This is a genomic window from Actinokineospora sp. UV203 (genome assembly GCF_056323665.1).
On the sequence record NZ_CM150484.1, the window covers coordinates 1587312 to 1606536 of the forward strand.

Here is a 19225-nt window from a genome sequence, read left to right on the forward strand (position 1 = left end):
ATTTTCGCGGCGCGGGGCAGTTCCTCCACCTGCCCGCTTTCCCCGCGCAGGTCCATTTCCGGGGTCCCCGAATCAAGGCGAACCACCCAAACAGGCGCCCCGCAACCAACTGCGCCCTTGACGACACCGACCCCACCCACAATCCTTACGTGATTCTCTCTCACGTTAACCACGGAGGCCAGGGAGGCTGCGGCATGGTCGCCACCGAGCCGAGTACCAGCGTCCCCACCCGCTGGGTCATCGCGTTCTGCCTGGCCACCGTCGCCACCTTCGTCGGCTGGTACGGCCCCCTCCAGATCCTCCTGGGCACCCAATCCAACCTGATCGACCCAGCCAACAAAGAGAGCATCCTCGCCCTGGTCGCAGGCATCGGAGCGGTCTTCTCGATGGTCGCCAACCCCCTCTGGGGCGCCCTCTCAGACCGCACCACCTCAAGATTCGGCCAACGCATCCCTTGGGTCGCAGGCGGTGCACTGGCAGGCGCAGGCGGCCTCATGGTGCTGGCCACGGCAGAGTCGACAGTGGGCATGATCGTCGGCTGGTCACTCACCCAGATCGCGCTCAACGCCCCCTTCGCCGCGCTCAGCGCCGCGATCCCCGACCAGGTGCCGATCCACCAGCGAGGTGTCGCGGGCGGGTATTTCGGCGTGGCCCAGACCGTCGGCGTGCTCGGCGGCACCGGCCTCGCCTACGCGGGTGGCAGTGTCCTCAGTGGATACGCGGCCTGCGCGGCGTTCGTCGTCCTCGGCTCGCTGCCGTTCGTGTTGCTCCGTCGCGACCGGACAATCGCCGAAGCGCCCGCGTGGGACACCAAGGCGTTCCTGCGCGGCTTCTGGATCAGCCCCCGTGAGCATCCCGACTTCGCCTGGGCGTGGCTGACCAGGTTCCTGATCAACCTCGGCAACGCGATCGCCCTGCTGTACCTGCTGTACTACCTCAAAGACCAAGTCCGGATCAGCGACCCCGAGGGCGGGGTCGTGGTCCTCACCGGCGTGTACGCGCTCGCGCTGCTCGGCACGGTGCTCATCGGCGGCTACTGGTCGGACCGAGTCGGCAGGCGGCGGGTCTTCGTGGCAGGCTCGGGAATCGTGATGTCGGTGGCCGCGATGCTGCTCGCCGGGTGGCCGACCTGGCCGGGCGCCCTGGTCGCCGCGACCGTCCTGGGCGTCTCGTTCGGCATCTACACCTCAGTGGACTTCGCGCTGATCACCCAGGTGCTGCCCGCCGCCGCCGACCGCGGCAAGGACCTCGGCGTCATCAACATCGCCAACACGCTCCCCCAGGTGCTCGCCCCGGTCGTCGCCGCGCCGATCGTGGGCAGACTGGGCGGATATCCCGCGCTGTACACGGTGTCCGCGGGCGTTGGCCTGCTCGGCGCCGCGCTGGTCTACCGGATCAAAACAGTTCGCTGAGAGGACACCCGCATGCCGCAGCCGTTCCCGGACTTCCCCACCGGTTTCCTCTGGGGCGCGGCGTCAGCCGCCTACCAGGTGGAGGGGGCGGTCGACGAGGACGGCCGCGGCCGTTCGGTCTGGGACACATTCACCGCCAAACCGGGCCGGGTGGCCGGTGGTGACACCGGGGCCGTCGCGACGGACCACTACCACCGCTACCGCGAGGACGTCGCCCTGCTGCGCGACCTCGGTGTCGGCGCGTACCGGTTCTCCATCGCGTGGCCGCGGATCGTGCCCGACGGCAAGGGCGCGGTCAACGCCAAGGGACTCGACTTCTACGACCGGCTGGTCGACGAGCTGTGCGCAGCCGGTATCGCCCCCGCGGCGACCCTGTTCCATTGGGACACCCCGCAGGCCTTGGAGGACGACGGTGGCTGGATCGGCCGCGACATCGTCCACCACTTCGCCGACTACGCCACCGCGGTCGGCGAGCGGCTCGGCGACCGGGTACGGATGTGGATGCCGCTCAACGAACCCGTGGTCGTCACCATGTTCGGCTACGCGCTGGGCAACCACGCGCCCGGCCGCGCGCTGGGCTTCGAGGCGCTTCCCGCCGTGCACCACCAGCTTCTCGGCCACGGTCTGGCGACTCAGGCGCTGCGCGCGGCCGGGTGTTCCAACATCGGCATCGCCGGCAACCACGGGCCGGTGTGGCCTGCGTCCGACGCCGACGCGGACGTGACCGCCGCGGAGACCTATACGACTCTGGTGAACTGGCTGTTCTCGGATCCGTTGCTGCGCGGGAGTTATCCGGTCGACGAGCTGGCCGAGGCGATGCCCGGGCCGGTCGCCGAGGACCTCAAGGTGATCTCCACGCCGATGGACTTCTTCGGCATCAACTACTACCAGCCGACCGTGGTCGGCGCCGCGTCGGCGTCCGACGGACAGGCCCCGGTGGTCGAAGGTGCTTTGCTGCCACCAGGTCTGCCGTTCGAGCCGCGCCCGGTCGTCGGCTACCAGACGACCGACTTCGGCTGGCCCGTCGCGCCCGAAGGGTTGCGCGAGACGGTGTCGATGTTCGCCGACCGGTACCGCGAGGACCTTCCCCCGATTTACATCACGGAGAGCGGCTGCTCGTACCACGACCCCGACCCCGTCGACGGCCAGGTGCCGGACCAGGCGCGCATTGATTACCACGACGCGCATCTGCGCGCCTTGGCCGACTCGATCGCCGATGGGATCGATGTCCGCGGCTATTTCGCGTGGTCGATCACCGACAACTTCGAATGGGCGGCCGGGTACGCGGAGCGGTTCGGCCTGGTCCACATCGACTACGCCACGCTGAAGCGGACGCCGAAAGATTCGTACTACTGGTTCCAGGAGATGATCGGCAAGCAGACCGGATAATTCCGGTCAGGCATTCACCGGCACGTTTTCCGCAACCTTCGGAAAACGCACGACCTGCGCCGCGTAGGTGAGTCCGGCGCCGAATCCGACGAGCAGCGCCAGCCCTTCGGGCTCGACCTGGCCCTCGCGCATCATCCGCTCCATCGCCATCGGGATCGACGCGGCGGAGGTGTTGCCGTGGTCGACGACGTCGCGCGCGACCACGGCGTTCGGGGCGCCGATCTTGCGGGCAAGCGCCTCGACGATCCGCAGGTTCGCCTGGTGCGGGACGATCGCGGCCAGGTCCTCGGGCCGCACGCCTGCGCGGTCGCAGGCCTGCACGGCGATGGGGTGGATCTCAGTGGTGGCCCAGCGGAAGACCGCTTGGCCCTCCATGTGCATCAGGCCGCCCGCGGGGATGTGGATCAGGTCCGCCGCGGAGCCGTCGCTACCCCAGACGATCGGGCCGATCCCCGGGTCGGCGGAGGCGCCCACCACGACGGCGCCCGCACCGTCGCCGAAGATGATGGAGGTGCCCAGGTCGGTCTGGTCGACCAGGGAGGTCATCTTCTCCGTGCCGATGACCAGGACGTGCCGGGCGGAGCCGGAGCGCACCGCGTCGGCGGCCACGGCGAGGGAGTAGCAGAACCCGGAGCAGGCGGCGTTGAGGTCGAACGCGGCCGCGGTGAGCGCGCCGAGGCGGACGGCGACACCCGAGGCGATGCTCGGGATGGGCGCGGGGTGGCTGCAGGTCGCCACGATCACCAGGTCGATGTCGGCGGCGGTCAACCCGGCCGCGGTCAGCGCCTCGAGTCCGGCCGCGACGGCCATGCTCTCGACGGTCTCGTCGTCGCCGGCGAAGCGGCGGGACATGATCCCGGTGCGCTCGCGGATCCACTCGCCGGTGCGGCCGAAACGGGCCGCGATGACGTCACTGGGAACCGCCACGGTAGGGCGATACGAGCCCACGCCGATGAGGCGGGCTCCGGTCGTTCGATCCTGGTCGCGCAAGGCGATGACTGCCACTTCATCACTTTGTACAACTACCGAAGAGTAACGCTGTAGTTGTGACCGGATTCTCACACTAAACGGTGATTTCGCTATTCAGATCGGCATTCTCTTCACGTTCTATAAGTGACCCGTCAGTAACACCCGTCGGTAATGTCATAGTCCGCCGCCTCGAAATTCCAGGTTCGATCACCTAGCGTGTTGTCAATGCTGGTGGAAGGCCCTGCCCGAGGTCCACACCCGGCACCTGGCCTGCGTCGGGTGACGGACCTCGGGGATACGGGGTCAGGCGAAGAACGCGTCGTCGCCCGCCTGGTCGCTGTGCAGTTCCAGCAGGTCGGTGGCGTGGCCGCCGTAGAAGGTGAACACGATCGACCCGCGGCTGACCCTGGTGACGCCGTTGCGGGTCGCGGCGATCTGGTGGATCGAGCAAACGTGGCTCTTGCCGTCGCTGTGGGTATCGATGAGGTCGGCCCGGAAAGTGCCGTCGGACAGCTCGCCGAGCTTGCCGTAGTAGCCGAGGACCGCTTCGATTCCCTTGTACTCGCCCGCGAGCTGGCTCTTGCCCGGCACGTGCTGCACGCAGTCCTTGGCGAGGATCGACATCAGGGCGTCGACGTCCCCGCTGTTGAACGCCGCATAGCCCGCGCGCACGGCGGCGACGTTGTCGTCCGCATAGGGCGCCACGCGCTGGGCCGGGCCGGTCGCGTACCCGGTCGCGTCCGGTGAGGAGTCGAGCATGACGCAGGTCTCGTCGCCGATCACCCAGGCGTCGTGCCCTGGCGGGATGTCGACCAGGTCGTCGGCGTGGATCTCGAACTCGCGGCCGTCGTCGAGCCGGATGCCCATGGCGCCCGCCTGGACGTAGCTGAGGTGGTGGACCTGGCAGGAGTCGGTGCCCGCGAGCGGCTTGACGTCCTCCGACCAGCGCCAGCCCGGCTCGAACATGCCCTTGCCGAGGGTCATCCCGCCCGCGGTGCCCAACACCATCTTGCCGTGGTCCCGGAACCTGCGGACCTCACCGGTCCGCTCCACTCCACTGATCATCAGGTCTGCCATGGCGACTCCCACGGTTGCCAGCCGGGCGCCACCCGTCCGGCTGCTGAGGCACGGCGACCCCCACCCCGCCAACCGTGAATACTGCGCCGTTCGGGTGCGCCCGACTAGGACCGAAGGACCCGGTCAGTACTGGTAGAAGCCGCGGCCCGACTTCTTGCCCAGCAGACCCGCGTCGACCATGCGCAGCAGCAGCGGGGGCGCGGAGTAGAGCTGCTCCTTGAACTCCGAGTACAGGGAGTCGGCGATGGCCTTGGTGGTGTCCAGGCCGATCAGGTCGGTGAGCCGCAGCGGGCCCATCGGGTGGGCGCAGCCCAGGACCATGCCGTTGTCGATGTCCTCGGCGGAGGCGAAGCCGGACTCCATCATCCGGATGGCCGAGAGCAGGTACGGGACCAGGAGCGCGTTGACGACGAAGCCGGCGCGGTCCTGGGAGAGGATCACCTGCTTGCCCAGCGCGGTCTCGACGAACGCCTGCGCGCGGGTCTTGGTCTCCTCCGCCGTCAGCAGCGACGGGACCAGCTCGACCAGCTTGAGCACCGGCACCGGGTTGAAGAAGTGGACGCCGATGACGTGTTCCGGGCGGGCGGTGGCCATGCCCAGCTTCATGATCGGGATGGAGGAGGTGTTGGACGCGAAGATGGCGTCGTCGGCCTCGACGACCTTGTCGAGGGTCGCGAAGATCTCGGTCTTGATCGCCTCGTCCTCGGCCACGGCCTCGATGGTGACCTGGCGGTCGGCGAAGTCGGCCAGGTCCGTGGTGAACCGGATGCGCGTCAGCGCCGCGTCGCGGTCCGCTTCGGCCAGTTTGCCGCTCTTCACGCCCCGGGCCAGCGACTTCTCGATGCGGGCACGGCCCGAGTCGAGGGCCGTGGCGTTCACCTCGGCGACGATGACGTCCAGGCCCGCGCGGGCGCAGACCTCCGCGATGCCCGAGCCCATGAGGCCCGATCCGATCACGCCGACGCGACTGGTCTCGCTCACTGCTTTACTCCCTGATTCGACGCCGTTGTCGTTAACACTGTCGTCAACACTGCCCGTCACTCAACACTGCCGTCACACTGTCTACCGCAAGTACTAGACGTTGCGGCGGTACTGGCCGCCGACCTCGAAGAACGCCTCGGTGATCTGGCCGAGGGTGCACACGCGCGCCGCGTCCATCAGGACCGCGAAGACGTTGCCGTCCGACGCGGCGACCTCGCGCAGCTTGGCCAGGGCCTCCTGCGCCTCGGCGCGGTGGGCTTCCTGGTAGGCGCGGGTGCGGTCGACCTGGGAGCGCTTCTCCTCCTCGGTGGCGCGAGCGAGTTCGATCTCGAAGACCTCGTCCTCGCTGCCCTTCTCCGGCAGGAACGTGTTGACGCCGACCAGGGGCAGCGAACCGTCGTGCTTGCGGTGCTCGTAGAGCATCGACTCGTCCTGGATGCGGCCGCGCTGGTAGCCGGTCTCCATGGCGCCGAGGACGCCGCCGCGGTCGGAGATGCGGTCGAACTCCGTCAGCACCGCCTCTTCCACCAGGTCGGTCAGCTCGTCGATGACGAAGGAACCCTGCAGCGGGTTCTCGTTCATCGACAGGCCCCACTCCTTGTTGATGATGAGCTGGATCGCCATCGCGCGACGCACCGAGGACTCGGTCGGCGTGGTGATCGCCTCGTCGTAGGCGTTGGTGTGCAACGAGTTCGCGTTGTCGTAGAGCGCGCACAGGGCCTGCAGCGTCGTGCGGATGTCGTTGAAGTTCATCTCCTGCGCGTGCAGGGACCGGCCCGAGGTCTGCACGTGGTACTTGAGCTTCTGCGACCGCTCCCCCGCGCCGTAGCGCTCCTTCATCGCCACCGCCCAGATCCGCCGCGCGACCCGGCCGATGACCGAGTACTCGGCGTCCATGCCGTTGGAGAAGAAGAACGACAGGTTCGGCGCGAAGTCGTCGATGTCCATGCCGCGCGCGAGGTACGACTCGACGTAGGTGAAGCCGTTGGCCAGCGTGAAGGCGAGCTGGCTGATGGGGTTGGCCCCGGCCTCGGCGATGTGGTAGCCGGAGATCGACACCGAGTAGAAGTTCCGCACCTTGTGCTGGATGAACCACTCCTGGATGTCGGCCATCATCCGCAGCGAGAACTCGGTGGAGAAGATGCAGGTGTTCTGCCCCTGGTCCTCCTTGAGGATGTCGGCCTGCACCGTGCCGCGCACGTTCGCCAGCGCCCAAGCCGAAAGCTGCTGGTATTCCTCGGGATTCGGCTGCCGGTTGTGCTCCATGACGAACGCGTCGACGCGCTGGTCGATCGCGGTGTTGAGGAAGTACGCCAGGATCGTCGGCGCCGGGCCGTTGATCGTCATCGACACCGACGTCGTCGGCGCGGTCAGGTCGAAGCCGTCGTAGAGCGCCTTCATGTCGTCGAGCGAGGCGATCGACACCCCGGAGGTGCCGATCTTGCCGTAGACGTCCGGCGGGGTGTCGGGGTCGCGGCCGTACAGCGTCACCGAGTCGAACGCAGTCGACAGGCGGGTGGCCGGGTTGCCGTGGGAGAGCATCTTGAACCGGCGGTTCGTGCGGTTCGCGTCGCCTTCACCGGCGAACATGCGGGCCGGGTCCTCGCCTTCCCGCTTGAACGGGAAGACACCCGCGGTGAAGGGGTATCCACCGGGCAGGTTCTCCTTGCGCAGGAAGCGAAGCAGCGTCGGCTCGTCATCGAACCGCGGCAGCGCGACGCGCGGGACCTTGTTGCCCGACAACGTCTCCCGCCACAGCTGGGTGTGCAGCTCCTTGTCGCGGACCTTCACGACGAGTTCCTCGGCCCGGTACTGCTCGGCGGTGACCTTCCACTGGGCCAGCAGGTCGTCGGTGTCGCGCTCGACGCGGCGCGCGGCCTCGGCGGCGATCCGGTCGAGGTCGGCGCTCGACGCATCGGCCTCGGCCAGCGCGGTCACCGCCTCCTTGAGCGCGCAGTGCCTGCGGACCGCCTCCACCTGGGCGTCGGTGGCCCGGTGGTAGCCGCGCACCGTCTCGGCGATGTCGGAGAGGTACCGGGCCCGCGCGGCGGGGACGATGGTCGCGGCCGAGGTCGAGACCTTCGTGTCGACGTGCGGCAGCACGCCCTCGGCGAACGGGACGCCCTTGTCGGCGAGCAGGCCGCGCAACTCCTGGTAGAGCGCGGTGACGCCGTCGTCGTTGAAGGTGGCGGCGCTGGTGCCGAAGACCGGCATGTCCTCCCAGGACTTGCCGAACGCCTCCCGGTTGCGCACGATCTGGCGTGCCACGTCGCGGCGGGCGTCCTCGGCGCCGCGGCGCTCGAACTTGTTGATCGCCACGACGTCGGCGAAGTCGAGCATGTCGATCTTCTCCAGCTGCGACGCGGCGCCGAACTCGGGCGTCATCACGTACAGCGAGGTGTCGACGAACGGGACGATCGCGGCGTCGCCCTGGCCGATGCCGGGGGTCTCGACGATGACCAAATCGTTGCCCGCGGCTTTGCAGGCGGCGATGACGTCGGCGAGCCCGTCGGGCACCTCCGAGGCCGCGCCGCGGGTGGCCAGGCTGCGGAAGAAGGTCTGGTCGCCGTCGAGGGAGTTCATCCGGATGCGGTCGCCGAGCAGCGCGCCCCCGCCGCGGCGGCGAGTCGGGTCGACGGCGATGACGGCGACACGGAGCTTGTCCTGCTGGTCGAGGCGCAGCCTGCGGACCAGTTCGTCGGTGAGCGAGGACTTGCCGGAGCCGCCGGTGCCGGTGATGCCCAGGACCGGGACGCGCCGGGACGCCGAGGCCTCGGCGATCGCGGCGCGGGCGTCGTCGGCGAGGTTGCCCGCCTCGATCTGGGTGATGGCCCGGGCCAGCGCCCGCTGGTCGCCCGCGAGCAGCGCTTGCGCGTCGGCGGCGGCGACCTGGGACGGGTCGTGGTCGCAGGCCTCGATCATCGAGTTGATCATCTTGGCCAGGCCGAGGGTCTGCCCGTCCTCCGGGGAGAAGATCCGCTCCACGCCACGTGAGTGCAGCAGCTTGATCTCGTCGGGGACGATGACGCCGCCACCGCCGCCGAAGACCTTGATGTGGCCCGCGCCCTGCTCGGCGAGCAGTTCGACGAGGTAGGTGAAGTACTCGACGTGCCCGCCCTGGTAGGCGCTGATGGCCACGCCCTGGGCGTCTTCCTGGATGGCCGCGGCGACGACCTCGCGGACCGAGCGGTTGTGGCCAAGGTGGATGACCTCGGCGCCCTGCGACTGCAGGATCCGCCGCATGATGTTGATCGCCGCGTCATGCCCGTCGAACAGGCTGGCCGCGGTCACGAAGCGGACCGGGTGCGCGGGTCGGTACAACTGCGGTGCGGACATGCTCGAGCCTCCGTGGGTCGCCGGACCTAAATAGTTTGTCTTCCTACTATCGGATGCGCAACCACGCTGTTGTGCACGTCTCCGCTTACGATGAGTGCGTGACGACCGTACCGACCCCTGAGTCCGTCGCCCGCATGCTCTCGGACGACCTCGCCTCGGCGTCGTTGGGCATCGAGCTGCTGGAGGCCGGGCCCGGGCGGGCCGCCATGCGGATGACGGTCACCGAGACCATGGTGAACGGGCACGCCATCGGCCACGGCGGGTACGTGTTCCTGCTGGCCGACACCGCTTTCGCCTGCGCGTGCAACAGCCATGGCCCGGTCACCGTGGCGGCCGGGGCGGACATCACCTTCGTGGCGTCGGTCAAGCTCGGCGACGAGCTGGTCGCCACGGCGCGGGAACGCACCCGTTACGGCCGCAGCGGCATCTACGACGTCACAGTGACCAGGGGCGATGAGGTCGTGGCCGAGTTCCGCGGCCGGAGCCGAACCCTGAGGTAGGGAGGCGTCATGCTGCCCTGGCTGACCGAGGTGGTCCAGCTGGCGAAGGACAACGTCGCCGCGGGCGGCGGCCCCTTCGGCGCGCTGGTGGTGCGGGACGGGAAGGTCCTCTCGCGCGGGACCAACCAGGTGACGACGGACCTGGACCCCACCGCCCACGCCGAGGTCGTCGCGATCCGTCGGGCCTGCCGGGTACTCGGCGATTTCCGCTTGACCGGCTGCGTCCTGGTCTCGTCCTGTGAGCCGTGCCCGCTGTGCCTGGCGGCGGCCTTGTGGGCCCGCGTGGACCGGGTCGTGTACGCCGCCGACCGCGATGACGCGGCCAAGGCGGGCTTCGACGACCGCCGCTTCTACGACGTGTTCGCCCAGCCCCGGCGGACGTGGCCGATCGCCGTCGACAACATCCGAACCGGCACCGAACAGACCCCGTTCGCCGCGTGGGAGGCACGCCCCGACCGGGTGGACTACTAGCGCGCGACCAGGAACACGGCCACTGCCGCGACCGCCAGTCCCGCGAAGCCCACCCGCGGCGACCCCCTCACCGCGGGCGTCGCGAACAGGACGGCAGCCATCGCCGCGACCGGTGGCGAGCCCACGACCAGCAGAATCGCCACACCGACCACGGGCGAGATGTACCCCAGCCACCGGGTCAGGGCTCGGTTTCCGACCCCGCGCACGAGCACCGAAAGTCGCGGTGATCACCGCCAAGAGTGCGCTGAACCAGGTCCGCGAATTGCCGAAATGGTCTTGCGCCACGAAGAACGGCACCACCAAGACGAGTGTCTCGGCCAGTCGGCCCGCCTGATCCGGTCCTTCATCTGGCCAGCAGGAACACGGCCAAACCCACGGTAGGCCCCGCGCCCGCGCTCATCGCCACCCGCGGCAGGCTGTGCTCACCGATCCTGACCAGCGCCCAGCCCACCACGACCAGCACCGACACCGCGACCGGGAGGTGGATCTGTGGGTTGAAGACGGCGGCTAGCGCGACCAGGCCGCCCCAAGCCGCCCCCTGGGCCGAGCCGTTCACCAGCGAGGTCATGGCCAGCGTCGCCGCCATGGCCAGGGTCAGCGCCACCACCTCGCGGGGCACGCCCGCGACCAGCATGATCGCCACCCCCACCACCGGCGTGGCGTACCCGACCAGCGCCATCGGGAAACCGGGAGCGGAGTCGCGCACGACGAACTTCTGCGGCAGGTGCACCGCACAGATTCCCGCCAGCGCGCCCCACAGCAAGGGGAGCCAGAAGCCACCCATGGCCCGCGTGGCCACCGCGACAGCCACCACGACCGGCAGGACGTTCGGATATAACGCGTCCCGCACGTTCACCGCGAACCGTGTGGCGCGTGACTCGGTCATGTGATCGCCAGGAACACGGCGCCGCCGACCACCGGGCCCAACAGAGCGCCCACGACCACCTGGGCGACGGTGTGGTCGCGCAGGACCACCCGAGACCAGCACACGATGACGAGCGGCACCACCAGCAAGAACGCCCACGGGCCGTAGAGCAGCGCCACCAGCACCACCGCTCCCCCGGCCACAGCGGCGTGCAGCGACACCTTCCACCACACCGTCACCGCGATACAGGCGGCCAGCGTCACCGCCATGGCCACCGTCAACGCCACCACGGCCCGAGGGGCGTCACCGACCAGCAGGATCGCCAACCCGATGCCGGTGGAGGCGAGCCCGACCAGCAACGGAACGGCCCGGTGCTCCCGGTCCCGCACATGGTGCCCGTCCCACCGGCCCTGGCGAGCCCCGCGAATGATGAAGACCATCGGCAGGATGCTCGAGAAGAGCGCCACGACGATGCCCCACACCAGCGTCGGCCCAACCCGATACCCCGTCGCCTGCCAGGCGACTGCCAGGGGCAGCAGGAGCACCACCACAGCGGGCGACAGCACCTCAGTCGCCACCTTCGCCAGCCGCGACCCCGTCACCGACGACCGCCACCGGCCGCGACCAGGAAACCCACGCCCCACCTACCCATACGAACGGCACACCCGGAATCGTCGACTCCATCCAACCGAACACCCGACCTCCGCACAGCAACGCCCCTCCACACCCAAGGGGCTTGAGGCGAAATGCCGTTGCCCGCCCGTCATGACGGCGGCCAGCATGACGCATGGGTACGGACGTGGTTCGGCACTACTCCACCCACGCGGAGACCTCGCGCCTGGCCAGGACACCGCACGGCAAGCTTGAGTTTCTGCGCACCCAAGAACTGCTCCGTCGAGTCCTCACGGCGCGAGCGAAGGTGCTCGACGTGGGCGGTGGGACCGGCGTGCACGCCGAGTGGCTCGCCCGCGACGGGCACACGGTGCACCTGATCGACGTGGTCGCCGCACACGCGACCGCCGCCGCGAACCTGCCGGGCGTCACCGCGGTGGTCGGCGACGCCCGCGGACTTCCCGTGGCCGACAACAGCATGGACCTCGTGCTGATGCTCGGTCCGCTCTATCACCTCGTCGACACCGCGGACCGCACGAGGGCGTTGGCCGAAGGAGTGCGGGTGCTCCGGCCCGGGGGTGTGCTCGCCGCGGCGGGGATCAGCCGCTACCTCTCGATCATGGAGACGGGCGCCGACGGCTCGCTCGACGCGGACATGACGCCGTCGATCGAGGCGGTCATCGCGACGGGCCGCTACGACGGCCACGTCGGGTTCGTCTCGACCCACTGGCACACCGCCGACGAACTCCGAGCCGAGATCCAAGCCGCCCGCCTCGACGACGTCGAGGTCTACGGCGTCGAAGGACCGGCTTGGCCCGCCCACGACGCCGCGGGCGAGGAGAAGTTCACGGCCAGGGCGAATGCGGCCCTGAGCTGCGCGCGGCTGGTCGAGCGGGATCCACTGCTGATCAACGCCAGCGCGCACCTCTTGGCGATCGGGACCAAGCGGCAGGCGGCCGCTTGACAATAGGCAGGTATTTACCTGCATAATGGTCGCGTGACCCTCGAAGCGACCGCGGTGGACTCGGTGTTCAGGGCGCTCGCCGACCCAACCCGACGACTGCTGCTCGACCGGCTGCGCCAACACAACGGCCAGACGCTGCGCGAACTGTGCGAACACCTGGAGATGGCACGCCAGTCCGCGACCCAACACCTGGACGTCCTGCAGCGGGCCAACCTGGTGATCGTCGTGCGGCGGGGACGGGAACGCCTGCACTACCTGAATCCGGCGCCGATCCACGACATCGAGGAACGCTGGATCTCCGGATTCGACAAGCCGCGACTACAGACCCTGAACGCCATCAAAAATCACGCCGAGGAGACAGCCGTGACCACTGCCACCACATCCATTCCGACCTACGTCTACGCCACCTACATCCGCGCGACCGCGGAACAGGTCTGGCAAGCACTGACCGACGCCGACCTGACCGCGAAGTACTGGAACCACGCCAACGTCTCGGACTGGCAGCCCGGTTCCCCCTGGGAACACCGACGCGTCGACGGGTCCGGTGCTGTCGACGTCGTCGGCCAGGTGATCGAGTCCGAGCCCCCGGCCCGCCTCGTCATCACCTTCGAAGACAACCCTGACGCCGCAAGGGAACCATCGGTCGTCACGTTCCTCATCGAGCCGCACCAAGACATCGTCCGCCTCACGGTGACCCACGAAAACCTGCCCAACCGCGACATGCTCAACGGCATCTCCCATGGGTGGCCCGCCGTGTTGGCGAACCTCAAGTCGCTGATGGAGACCGGCGAGGTGCTCCCCCAGGCGCCGTGGGATATGTCCAAAGTAGACGCCTGACCAAGCTCGGAACCTTGCTACGCAAGAGAAAGCGACAAGACCCATGGACACCACCCCGCTTCGCGACGCCTTCCGCACACTTTTGGATGCAGCAGACACCGTCGCGAAGGCCGACTCGGCCCCAATCCCACCGACGGGCGAATGGAACGCCGACCAGATCCTGGCGCACGTCGCCATCGTCAACGCCGCCACCATCTCAACCCTTTCCGCCATCGCCGCGGGCGCACCGACCACCTACGACAACCGTGTCTCCCAGGACACCTGGACGCTCGGCCATCTCATCGAGGCAGCCGGCGGGAATGACGGACTCCGCGAACGAATCCGCACCCAGGGCGAGGCCCTCTGCGCGCTCGCGGGTCCGATACTGAGCGAGACCGAATCGGACACCTTGGTACCGGCCCGACTGGTTTCCAAGGACACGATCATGGTCGATCAGCCCATCCCGCTGCGGGACATCATCACCGGCCTCGCGGACGTCGAGCTTCCCGGCCACGCGGCCCAACTCCTTGCCCTCTTGCCGGAGAACGCCATCGCCTGACAGCCGGATCTCACGAGCATGCCGTGTCAGAGTTCCTTGCCGTCCACGGCAAAGGCCGAGTAGCCGGGCTCGACACGGTCGACCGCCAGGTCGGAGCAGACGAGCGAGATGTGGTGGCCATTGGCTTCGATCACCGCCTCATGAAACGGTCGCCCCAGTCGTAACCGTCGAGTTCGCGGCCCTGGTCAAAATCGACCAACCGGACATCCAACGACCGACCCCAGACCTCGCGGCCACCGCCGACGTCACCGCCGCGCGAACGCAGTACTTGAACCGATAGCGCGGATACTCCGGCGAGATCCGCTCGCGTATATCGCTGCACGCGACACACCAGTCGAAGGCAGCAGGCGGCTACGCTGATCACATGGAGGATGCGGGTGGGCGGCTGTCCCAGGACGGGTTCGAACTGTTCAGTCGGCTGCCGCACCGCTACTGCGAGTCCGAACTCGACCAGTGGGACCACTGGGTCCTCGACACGGCGTACGGCGACGTGTTTGTCGGCATCACTCGCCAACCGCCGCCCGATCATCCCCACGAAGCGTATACACGCCTCCCCAAACCCGGGACACCGTAGAAGCGGCACAAGCAGCAATCCCGATCGGGCCCGCCTCCGAATACCCGTCATCACCGACGAACGGAGAGTCGTGGCCATCGCCTCCACGCTGGCGCAGACCGCCGAACGAGCCATCGGCGCACCCCTCCCCGTCCGGCTCCGGGCCTGGGACGACAGCGAGGCCGGGGCCGCCGACGGGCCCGTCGCCATCGTGCGATCCCGGCGGGCCCTGCGCAGGCTTCTCTGGGACCCGAACGAGCTCGGGCTCGCGCGCGCCTACGTCAGTGGGGAGCTCGACGTCGAAGGCGACCTGGCCGAGGCCCTGTCCCGGTTCTGGACACTCGCCGGCGCCACCAAGCCGAAGCTGACGCTCAAGGACAAGGCCGCGCTCGTGACAATCGGCTTCAAGCTGGGCGTCTTCGGCAAACGGCCGCCCGCTCCCGCCGCCGAGGCCAGGCTGTCCGGTGACGAGCACAGCAAGGACCGCGACCGGGCCGCCATCGCCCATCACTACGACCTGTCCAACGAGTTCTACAGCCGCGTCCTCGATCCGCAGATGGCGTACTCATGCGCCTACTTCACCAAGCCGGACGACCCCATCGAGGACGCGCAGCGGGCCAAGCTGGACCTGGTGTGCACCAAGCTCGACCTGCGCCCGGGCGACCGGCTGCTCGACGTCGGCTGTGGGTGGGGGTCGCTGGCCATCCACGCCGCGCGGCACTACGGCGCGCAGGTCACCGGGATCACGCTGTCCGCCGAGCAGCGCGCGTTCATCCTGGCCAGGCTCGACGAGTACGGCCTGGCCGACCAGGTCGAGGTGCGGCTGCAGGACTACCGCGACCTCGACGACGAGCCGTTCGACGCCATCGGCACGCTGGAGATGGGCGAGCACGTCGGCGCCGCGAACTACCCGACCTACGCCGCTACCCTGTTCCGCATGCTCAAGCCGCGGGGCAGGCTGCTGCTGCAGCAAATGTCGCGCGGGGCCACCGCGCAGGGTGGCGGCGCGTTCATCGAGTCCTATGTGGCCCCCGACATGAACATGCGGCCGGTGGGGCAGACCGTCGACCTGCTCGAACAGGCCGGCATGGAGGTCCGCGACGTCCACGCGCTGCGCGAGCACTATGTGTGGACCGTGCGCGCCTGGGCGCGGACCCTCGAGGAGAAATGGGACGAGTTGGTCGCCCTGGTCGGCGAGCAGCAGGCCCGGGTGTGGCGGCTGTACCTGGCGGGCGGCGCGCTCGCGTTCGAGGAGAACCGGATGGGCGTCGACCAAATCCTGGCCGTGCGGCCTGCCGCGGACGGCGCCAGCGGGTTCCCCGCGACCCGGGAGGTCTTCCGGTGATCCTCAACCTGGCGGTCACCGCGGCCGTGACGGCACTGGTGATCGTGGCCGCGTTCGGGATCAGCCTGTGGCGCGGCCGGTACGACACGATCGACACCGTGTGGGGGCTCGGTTTCGTCGTGATCGCCGTCGTCTCGTTCGGGCTGTCCAGCGGATCGACGGCGTTCCGACTCACCGCGACGGCGCTGACCGCGGTCTGGGGACTGCGCCTGGCCATCCACCTGCACCTGCGCAACCACGGCAAACCCGAGGACCGCCGCTACGCGGAGATCCTCGCCAAGGCCAAGGGCAACCCGAAGGCGCACATGTTCCGGGTGGTGTTCCTCACCCAGGGCGTGGTCATGTGGATCGTGTCGCTGCCGGTGCAGGTCGCCCAGTACGGCCAGCACACCTTCGGCCCGCTCGCCTACCTGGGCGTCGCGCTCTGGCTGGTCGGGTTCACCTTCGAGGCGGTCGGCGACCGGCAGCTGAGCCGGTTCACCGCCGACCCCGCGAACAAGGGCCGGGTCCTCGACACGGGCCTGTGGCGTTACACCCGACACCCCAACTACTTCGGCGACGCCTGCGTATGGTGGGGTCTGTACCTGATCGCCTGCCACTCGTGGGTCGGCGCGGCCACCCTCCCCGCGCCGCTGCTCATGACGTTCCTGCTCGCCAAAGGCACCGGCAAACCCTTGACCGAGAAACACCTGGCAAGCACCCGGCCCGGCTACGCCGAATACGTCGCACGCACCAGCGGATTCCTGCCGCTGCCACCGAAGACGACACCGAAACCGACACCGAGGAGTTCCATCTGATGCGGCCCGGAGATCTCGTTCCCGACTTCAAGCTCGCCGATGAGACGGGCGCCGAGCGCTCGCTGTCCGAATTCCTTGAGACGGGACCGGTCGTCCTGTTCTTCTACCCGGCCGCGATGACGTCGGGCTGCACCGCGGAGAGCTGCCACTTCCGCGACCTCGCCGCCGAGTTCGCCGAGGTCGGCGCCCACCGCATCGGGATCAGCCCGGACTCGGTCGACCGGCAGGCCAAGTTCTCCTCGATCCACTCGTTCGACTACCCGCTGCTGTCCGACCCCGACGGCGAGGTCGCCACCCTGTTCGGCGTGCGCCGCAAGTTCGGCCCGCTGCTCACCAAGCGGATGACCTTCGTGATCGACACCGACAGCAAGGTCCTCGAAGCAATCAAGAGCGAACTCCGCATGGCCGTACACGCCGACAAGGCCCTAGAAGCCCTCCGCACCCGCAAGCCCTAACCCCGCGAGTCGCCCCCTCCAGCAAGTGAGTCGCCCCTTCCGGCAAGTGAGTTCGACATTCGGGATATCGCGAATGTCGAACTCATTCGCCTGGCGGGGCGACTCACTTGCTGGAGGGGGCGACTCGCGAGTGGGTGGGTTAGCGGGCGTGGAAGATGGTGGTGGTGAGGCGTGGGGTGCCGTCGACGGGGGTGGGGGTGTCGGGGGTGGGGGCGATGCCGGCGGCGGCGACGGTGTCCAGTGTGGACAGGCCGGGGAGGTCGACCGTGCCGAAGACGGTGTAGTTGGGGCGCAGGCGGGAATCGCCGTATACCAGGAAGAACTGGCTGCCGTTGGTGTCCGGGCCGGCGTTGGCCATGGCCAGCACGCCGCGGGCGTAGACCTTGCGGGTGCCGGTTGTGTCGCCGGGCCAGTCGGGCAGGTCCGTGGGCAGTTCGTCCTTGTACTTGTAGCCGGGCCCCTTCTCCCCTGTCCCGCTCGGGTCGCCGCACTGCAGCACCTTGAGCGTCGGGTACGCGGTGAGCCGATGGCAGGTGGTCACGTCGTAGAACCCGTGCCGGGCCAGGTGCAGGAAGCTCTGGACGGTGCACGGCGCCTTCGCCCGGTCGAGGGTCAGCCCGATCGGTCCCTGCGACGTCCGCAGCTTGACCTTGACCTTGCCGTGGTCCGGTGTGTGCGCGGGGTCGCGCGGCAGCCGGATCGGGCGGGCCGCCGGGTCATCCGGGGTCTCCGTGTACTGGCACGGGCCCTTGGTCACGCTCGGCTGGTCCTCGGCGGCGGCGACGCCGGACGGGACCATCACCGCGGCCGCGACGAACACGGTGGCACACAACAGCCTTGTGAGCTGCACAGCTGCTCCTTCGGTCGGGTTCGTAGCAGCGAGCGAGTGTAGGGCGCACGCGCGACAACCCGACAGGGCCGATCAGGGGTAGCCGGCCGCCGCGCGCCCGAGCAGGCGCGCGGCAGGTCGGACTCAGCCTCCGGGTGCCCCGACGATCAGCTCGTCGGCCACCTCGGCGTCGGTCCGCAGCGCCTCGAACAGCTTGGGCGCCTTCACCTTGTCCCACAGGATCGCCGACCCGACGCCCTTGACGTTCTGGCTGCCGCCCATCGGCACGGTCGTGGTGATCAGACCGCCGTCACCGGCCCCACCCATCGCGAACGCGACCGACGGCAGGTTGTGCAGGTGCGTGTCGTCGTCGACCGAGATGGCGTCGGGCGCGCTTCCCAGCAGCGGGAACAGCTTGAACGGGTTGGCCAGCGTGCCCGCGCTGGTCGCCTTCTTCGTCAGCGCGCCGATAAACGCCCGCTGACGGATCACCCGGTCGAGGTCGGCGCGCGGTCCCTTGCGGGTGCGGACGTACCCGAGCGCGTTGGCGCCGTCGAGTTCCTGGCAGCCCGCGGGCAGGTTGATCCCGGCCAGCGGGTCGTTGATCGGGGCTTCGAGGCACATCTCGACCCCGCCGACCGCGTCGACGACATCGGCGAAGCCGCCGAAGCCGATCTCCATGTAGTGGTCGAGCCGCAGGCCGGTCTCGGTCTCCACGGTCTTCGCGAGCAGCTTCGGTCCGCCGAACGCGTAGGCCGCGTTGAGCTTGTTCTTGCCCTTGCCCGGGATGTCCACAAGGGAGTCGCGCAGCAGCGACACCAGGGTCGGGCGGGTGTCGTTGTCCGGCACGTGCAGCAGCATGATCGTGTCGGTCCGCTGGCCCTTGGCGTCACCGGTGGCGAGGCGTTCCTCGTCCTCGGCGGTGAGGCCCGCACGGCTGTCGGACCCGACGATCAGCCAGTTGGTGCCCGCGCCCGCCGCGGGCCTGCCCTCGTAGTCCTCCAGCGCGTCGATGCGCGTCAGCGACGACTCCAGGTAGATCCACAGCCCGGCGAGGAGTCCCACGATGACCAGCAGCACGGTCAGCGCGATCCGGCGGCCCCGCCGCTTGCGGCGCGGCGGGGGCGGCGATCCGTAGGGCTGGTGCTGACCGCGCGGTCCGCGCGGCGGGGGCGGCGGCTGCCTGCGGTCGTAGCCGGGCCCGCCCTGCGGCATGGCCCTGGTCGGGGCGTATCTCGGTCGGCCGTGCTGATCCTGCCCATGCCCGTAGCTCACGAGAGTTCTCCAGCCAGACG

General features: G+C 69.0%; 21 protein-coding genes. 11 read left to right on the plus strand and 10 right to left on the minus strand.

Going from position 1 to position 19225, the window contains the following annotated elements; genetic code table 11:
- The first annotated feature begins 194 nt into the window (after positions 1 to 194).
- Both ACUZ2Y_RS07065 and ACUZ2Y_RS07070 read left to right on the plus strand, forming a co-directional pair.
- Positions 195 to 1412: an MFS transporter gene (locus tag ACUZ2Y_RS07065; protein WP_476328117.1), complete on the plus strand. Its 1218-nt coding sequence runs from the start codon at positions 195 to 197 to the stop codon at positions 1410 to 1412.
- 12 nt (positions 1413 to 1424) lie between these two features.
- Positions 1425 to 2801 (plus strand): GH1 family beta-glucosidase, encoded by a 1377-nt coding sequence (locus ACUZ2Y_RS07070; protein WP_476328119.1) that lies wholly within the window; start codon positions 1425 to 1427, stop codon positions 2799 to 2801.
- Between the two features lie 6 nt (positions 2802 to 2807).
- Here the strand turns inward: ACUZ2Y_RS07070 and ACUZ2Y_RS07075 are convergent, their stop codons facing one another.
- The 4 genes from ACUZ2Y_RS07075 to icmF all read right to left on the minus strand — a co-directional run bounded on the left by ACUZ2Y_RS07075 (position 2808) and on the right by icmF (position 9164).
- Positions 2808 to 3797: a beta-ketoacyl-ACP synthase III gene (locus ACUZ2Y_RS07075; RefSeq protein WP_476331625.1), complete on the minus strand. Its 990-nt coding sequence runs from the start codon at positions 3795 to 3797 to the stop codon at positions 2808 to 2810.
- Positions 3798 to 4073: 276 nt separating this feature from the next.
- Positions 4074 to 4847, minus strand: a complete 774-nt coding sequence (locus ACUZ2Y_RS07080; RefSeq protein ID WP_476328121.1) for a nuclear transport factor 2 family protein — start codon at positions 4845 to 4847, stop codon at positions 4074 to 4076.
- A 123-nt stretch (positions 4848 to 4970) separates the two neighbouring features.
- A complete protein-coding gene (locus ACUZ2Y_RS07085; RefSeq protein WP_476328123.1) occupies positions 4971 to 5828 on the minus strand; it encodes a 3-hydroxybutyryl-CoA dehydrogenase in 858 nt (285 codons plus the stop codon).
- A 93-nt stretch (positions 5829 to 5921) separates the two neighbouring features.
- On the minus strand, positions 5922 to 9164 hold the full coding sequence (icmF, locus tag ACUZ2Y_RS07090; protein WP_476328125.1) for a fused isobutyryl-CoA mutase/GTPase IcmF: 3243 nt from the start codon (positions 9162 to 9164) through the stop codon (positions 5922 to 5924).
- Positions 9165 to 9298: 134 nt separating this feature from the next.
- Here icmF and paaI point away from each other — a divergent pair, with 134 nt between their 5' ends.
- Together paaI and ACUZ2Y_RS07100 are read left to right on the plus strand one after the other, a co-directional pair.
- Positions 9299 to 9664 carry a hydroxyphenylacetyl-CoA thioesterase PaaI gene (paaI, locus tag ACUZ2Y_RS07095; protein WP_476331628.1) on the plus strand — a complete coding sequence of 122 codons (366 nt, stop codon included), beginning with the start codon at positions 9299 to 9301 and terminating at the stop codon, positions 9662 to 9664.
- A gap of 9 nt (positions 9665 to 9673) precedes the next feature.
- Positions 9674 to 10135, plus strand: coding sequence for a nucleoside deaminase (locus ACUZ2Y_RS07100; RefSeq protein WP_476328127.1), 462 nt, complete (start codon positions 9674 to 9676; stop codon positions 10133 to 10135).
- Here ACUZ2Y_RS07100 and ACUZ2Y_RS07105 read toward each other — a convergent pair.
- The 3 genes from ACUZ2Y_RS07105 to ACUZ2Y_RS07115 all read right to left on the minus strand — a co-directional run bounded on the left by ACUZ2Y_RS07105 (position 10132) and on the right by ACUZ2Y_RS07115 (position 11602).
- Positions 10132 to 10341 (minus strand): hypothetical protein, encoded by a 210-nt coding sequence (locus tag ACUZ2Y_RS07105; protein WP_476328129.1) that lies wholly within the window; start codon positions 10339 to 10341, stop codon positions 10132 to 10134. The two genes, ACUZ2Y_RS07100 and ACUZ2Y_RS07105, sit on opposite strands and share 4 nt — an antisense overlap.
- Before the next feature lie 137 nt (positions 10342 to 10478).
- A complete protein-coding gene (locus ACUZ2Y_RS07110; RefSeq protein WP_476328131.1) occupies positions 10479 to 11021 on the minus strand; it encodes a hypothetical protein in 543 nt (180 codons plus the stop codon).
- Positions 11018 to 11602, minus strand: coding sequence for a hypothetical protein (locus ACUZ2Y_RS07115; RefSeq protein ID WP_476328133.1), 585 nt, complete (start codon positions 11600 to 11602; stop codon positions 11018 to 11020). The genes ACUZ2Y_RS07110 and ACUZ2Y_RS07115 overlap by 4 nt, the downstream gene beginning before the upstream one ends.
- Before the next feature lie 185 nt (positions 11603 to 11787).
- Between ACUZ2Y_RS07115 and ACUZ2Y_RS07120 the strand changes: the two genes are divergently transcribed.
- From ACUZ2Y_RS07120 to ACUZ2Y_RS07130, 3 genes are read left to right on the plus strand one after another with little or no spacing between them, the layout of a single operon-like run.
- On the plus strand, positions 11788 to 12576 hold the full coding sequence (locus ACUZ2Y_RS07120) for a class I SAM-dependent methyltransferase (protein ID WP_476328135.1): 789 nt from the start codon (positions 11788 to 11790) through the stop codon (positions 12574 to 12576).
- Between the two features lie 33 nt (positions 12577 to 12609).
- Positions 12610 to 13413 (plus strand): ArsR/SmtB family transcription factor, encoded by an 804-nt coding sequence (locus tag ACUZ2Y_RS07125; RefSeq protein ID WP_476328137.1) that lies wholly within the window; start codon positions 12610 to 12612, stop codon positions 13411 to 13413.
- A gap of 43 nt (positions 13414 to 13456) precedes the next feature.
- Positions 13457 to 13951: a hypothetical protein gene (locus tag ACUZ2Y_RS07130; protein WP_476328139.1), complete on the plus strand. Its 495-nt coding sequence runs from the start codon at positions 13457 to 13459 to the stop codon at positions 13949 to 13951.
- A 26-nt stretch (positions 13952 to 13977) separates the two neighbouring features.
- Here the strand turns inward: ACUZ2Y_RS07130 and ACUZ2Y_RS07135 are convergent, their stop codons facing one another.
- Entirely contained in the window at positions 13978 to 14109 is a 132-nt protein-coding gene (locus ACUZ2Y_RS07135) for a YxiG-like protein (RefSeq protein ID WP_476331631.1), read from the minus strand.
- A 206-nt stretch (positions 14110 to 14315) separates the two neighbouring features.
- Between ACUZ2Y_RS07135 and ACUZ2Y_RS07140 the strand changes: the two genes are divergently transcribed.
- The 4 genes from ACUZ2Y_RS07140 (at position 14316) to ACUZ2Y_RS07155 (ending at position 17101) form a co-directional block, all read left to right on the plus strand.
- Positions 14316 to 14525, plus strand: a complete 210-nt coding sequence (locus ACUZ2Y_RS07140) for a hypothetical protein (protein ID WP_476328141.1) — start codon at positions 14316 to 14318, stop codon at positions 14523 to 14525.
- Positions 14526 to 14595: 70 nt separating this feature from the next.
- Positions 14596 to 15849, plus strand: coding sequence for a class I SAM-dependent methyltransferase (locus tag ACUZ2Y_RS07145; protein ID WP_476328143.1), 1254 nt, complete (start codon positions 14596 to 14598; stop codon positions 15847 to 15849).
- A complete protein-coding gene (locus ACUZ2Y_RS07150; protein WP_476328145.1) occupies positions 15846 to 16646 on the plus strand; it encodes a DUF1295 domain-containing protein in 801 nt (266 codons plus the stop codon). The genes ACUZ2Y_RS07145 and ACUZ2Y_RS07150 overlap by 4 nt, the downstream gene beginning before the upstream one ends.
- Positions 16646 to 17101 carry a peroxiredoxin gene (locus ACUZ2Y_RS07155; protein ID WP_476328147.1) on the plus strand — a complete coding sequence of 152 codons (456 nt, stop codon included), beginning with the start codon at positions 16646 to 16648 and terminating at the stop codon, positions 17099 to 17101. Before ACUZ2Y_RS07150 ends, ACUZ2Y_RS07155 begins: the two co-directional genes overlap by 1 nt.
- 139 nt (positions 17102 to 17240) lie before the next feature.
- Here ACUZ2Y_RS07155 and ACUZ2Y_RS07160 read toward each other — a convergent pair whose 3' ends face one another.
- Both ACUZ2Y_RS07160 and ACUZ2Y_RS07165 read right to left on the minus strand, forming a co-directional pair.
- The gene (locus tag ACUZ2Y_RS07160) at positions 17241 to 17900 is read right to left on the minus strand and encodes a peptidylprolyl isomerase (protein WP_476331634.1); all 660 of its coding nucleotides are present in this window, start codon (positions 17898 to 17900) and stop codon (positions 17241 to 17243) included.
- Positions 17901 to 18074: 174 nt separating this feature from the next.
- Positions 18075 to 19205 carry an LCP family protein gene (locus ACUZ2Y_RS07165; RefSeq protein ID WP_476328149.1) on the minus strand — a complete coding sequence of 377 codons (1131 nt, stop codon included), beginning with the start codon at positions 19203 to 19205 and terminating at the stop codon, positions 18075 to 18077.
- Between the last annotated feature and the right edge of the window lie 20 nt (positions 19206 to 19225).